The 3,600-nt window shown below is 41.5% G+C and carries 1 protein-coding gene; it reads left to right on the forward strand.

The window, feature by feature from the left end; translation table 11 throughout:
- Positions 1 to 1,410: 1,410 nt before the first annotated feature.
- The coding region (locus BSO02S_RS25815; RefSeq protein ID WP_235847015.1) for a FixG Ig-like domain-containing protein at positions 1,411 to 3,600 on the forward strand (2,190 nt) is incomplete at its 3' end.

Below are 3,600 nucleotides of genomic sequence, written 5' to 3' on the forward strand. Positions count from 1 at the left end.
TCCCCTAAAATGTCCGGTCATTACTGACTGGTTGGTATGACGAAAATAGTCATATGGTGGAATTGATGCCAATGATTTAGGGGTTTCAGGTATTGATGGAGTGAGGATCATTGTGCTAATTCTAGGCATTAGTAGTTGGTATGATTATCACCGAACTTTACACCAATTACATAGTTAATGATGTTAATAACGATTTGATGGAAATTGGCCAAGCTGTGTGGTGTCTGAATTCCACGTTCAAATTTTTACTCAAATCGGTATCATTAGGCTAAAGGATTCCGTCAATTGACATTTATGGTAATATTGGTTTTTTGGATCATTTTTCTTAGGTGAAAATGTAAGGCTATTCACCATTTACAGTAATTTTGCAAAAAAATCCTATGTCTTATTTTCAAAAGAGTATAAACCGGACAGGGGAGTGGGTTCAGTTACGAAGCGATGCATCGCTTCGAACTGGAACCCATTCTCTTTTTTCCCTTTTAAGGAAAGATCCAAGGAGGCATTTTTAAAAATGATTATGGAAAGGAACTACGTATTGTTGCTGATTGACTGGTGCTTGGAAATGGCATTCGGTTTAAATAAATATAAAGAACTCCAAAGGATCAATCTGCCAAATTTTGAATCAACACGCGTAATATTATGTCTTTAATCCTCCAACTCTACATTTTTAGACAACCATTTTTGGACATTCTTAAACTAGCATTTATATTTGAAGTATTAACTTTGAACCAAATTATGGACCATTTCACATTCAGTTTCCATCGACTGCTCTAACTATTCCATTGCATGCCAATATCCCGGGGCATAAATTATTGTCAGGCTCTACATGGACTTGATCATTAAAGGCATCGACAAGTTTTTTTATACCAAAAATATCTCTACAAAACAGGTCAAAATCCATGAACAATTGACAAATACTTTGAAAGGTAACCGTTAAATACGTCGATTCCTAACTATTAAACAAGTTGTATGTAGGGTTTTGTCAATTAAAATTTTTTTTTAATGACAATAACCGGCAAAACTTTCACTAAGCAATGCTTAAAATTAAAACTAAGGTTTAAAAGAATCTATTAAATATTTTATAAAGACATCATCATATTTATGCGCATGGGAAAATTCCAATAGAAGATTCTTTTATTTGCAAATTGACAAGCTTACCAAAATGGTAGATTTCATGAAGGTGTTGGCATTTTTTGTAGGTGTTGCCCGATTTATGACTATATGGTCTATGGCTTTGAGGGGGGTGATAAACCCGGGTAAGGCATTAAGCCGTAAAAGGAAGTGAAAAGAGGCGATAAAGGGGCTAATAACGATGCTGAAATGACGACATAACGTAATCATCAGGGGGAATTCGAAAACAAAAACCTACATAAGCAAGTAGGTTATTTTCAAAAAGGGAGGAAAATTACTTTGAAGTTGAGAATTAAGTTTGCCGCATTATCGACCACGATATTGCTTGCGATGTCATCAACATCCGCTTTTGCAGCGGATCCAGGGCTGGATAAAATGCCCGAACATGTGGATCCACAGTCATGGATGCTTTCAGATAATATGACAGCGAATGACTATAGACCGATTCCGGGAATCAACTGGCTCACCTCGGATATCAAAGCTGAGAAGCCAATAAGGGGAGCATTAATAGTAGTAGATTTTCCTGATCAAGGGTTTATCCTTAGCCAACCCGAGGGTTCCGATCCGGCCGGGAACCCTAGAGGCGTCGGATCTATTCCCCGAGAGGAAGTTCCTGAGTTTTTTAAGGACTATCTCACCAAGCCAAGCGCCCTAAACAACTATCAAACGATGGATAGTGTTTGGAAGGAGAACTCCTACGGAAAATGGGGTGTTACCCTTGATGCTTTTGGTCCATACCAATTGAGCAAAAACGAATTTCAGTACGGACTTGACAGCATGAACCCTGGTACATTGCCAAAGAACTATCCAAGCGGAAACCTTTTTCAGGATGGAATAAATGCGGCCATGGCCGACCTTAACGCATCTGGGGTTGAATATGACTTTGCGTTCATTCTTCATGCGGGTTATGCCGAATCAGCCGTATGGCAGGAATTCGGTGAAATGATGTTTCTAAATCCTGATTCAATACCTGACGAATTTGGACCTCCGAGGGATTTACCTGGATTTGAAACCTTGCCAAACTGGGCAAAAACTCGTTATGTACCATGGACTTCCTATTTTGCAGCCAAAACGATTTGGTCTGCAGCATCCAGTGCAAAGATCAACGGCAAATCGATTCGTGTTTCTATTCAAGGCGAAAGTAATGGTTTGGCTACATTTGCCCACGAATTCGGCCATCTACAAACTCTTGGTGATAATTATAACAACCCATTTGGTGACCCACCGGTACGGTCTTATGCGGGGAATTGGGAATTAATGGCCAGCGGAAGTTTCAATGGACCAGGCGGCCCGCATACGCGTTATTTTATTCCTGCCACCCAGGGTGGGTCTTCACCGGCGGAACATACATTGCGAAATAAGTTGAAACAGGGATTCCTATCCAATGATGAAATCATTCAGATTGACCGTGATAATATAAAGAACTCCGGGCCGTTGTTTGCGGATATTATCTCCCGTGAGGTGCCCGTCGGAAGCAAGTTTGGTCGCACTGGTCTTCACGGTATCAACATCAGCATGAAAGATTTAACACCAACCAATTACCTTACAGGTGACTGGCGTAACGATATGCCTTCAAGAGCATTGTACAATAACTACACCATTGAAGTAGTGGATCGTGTCGGTTCAGACTCCTTCCAATCCGATTCCGGTGTATTGATTTCCAAAACGAAAAATGCGGAGAGTGCCCCGTTCATTTGGGTAGTTGATTCCCATCCGGAAGATATTAATCTGCCTGATTTCAAAAGACCTGATGGCACAACAGCTATGTTTTCCAAAGGGGATGAGCGACAGCTTGCCGACGCTTTATTCCATTCAGGGAATGGGTCAACTTTGGTCAGTGGGAAATTCGATGGTTCAGTCGGCAATGACACTGTTGTCAGTGAGTACGTTGATCCGTACAATAAACTTCATTTCTACATTTTAGGAAATTACAAAGATGCTGAAGGTGCACTTCATTATCAGGTTGCCGTCCGTAACACAGATGGCGCAGGCAGCTTTAAGCGCGGAGTAAATGTAAGCGATGGAGCCGTACAACCTGCCGTTCCTGGCAAAGTGGCGGTTTACCATTATAATGTCACAAATACCGGCGAAACAAAGGATCTTATTCGTATTAACGCTACCGCAGGTGCTGATTGGAGAGTTCAACTTGATCACAACGTAATAGCTGTGGAACCTGGTAAAACCGTCGATGTACCGGTATACGTCAACATTCCGAAGGGCAAGACAGCTCCGGCTAACCTTACTTTCACGGCTACTTCAGAGACTGACTCCAAGCAGAGCGTTACAGACACCAATATTTTGCCAAGCAGCTTAAGCGCAACCGGTCTGACTTCTGTTATTGAAAGCTTTGACAAAGCGGGAGCCTTCAAAGCCGGAGCAGCACAAGCCTTGAAACTTCAATTCGCGGGCGTTGCCCAATTTGAAAAGACTGAATCTTCGGATAAGGTCATCAAACATATGAATGGTTTT

The organism is Neobacillus soli NBRC 102451 (assembly GCF_001591665.1).
GTDB lineage: Bacteria > Bacillota > Bacilli > Bacillales > Cytobacillaceae > Neobacillus > Neobacillus soli.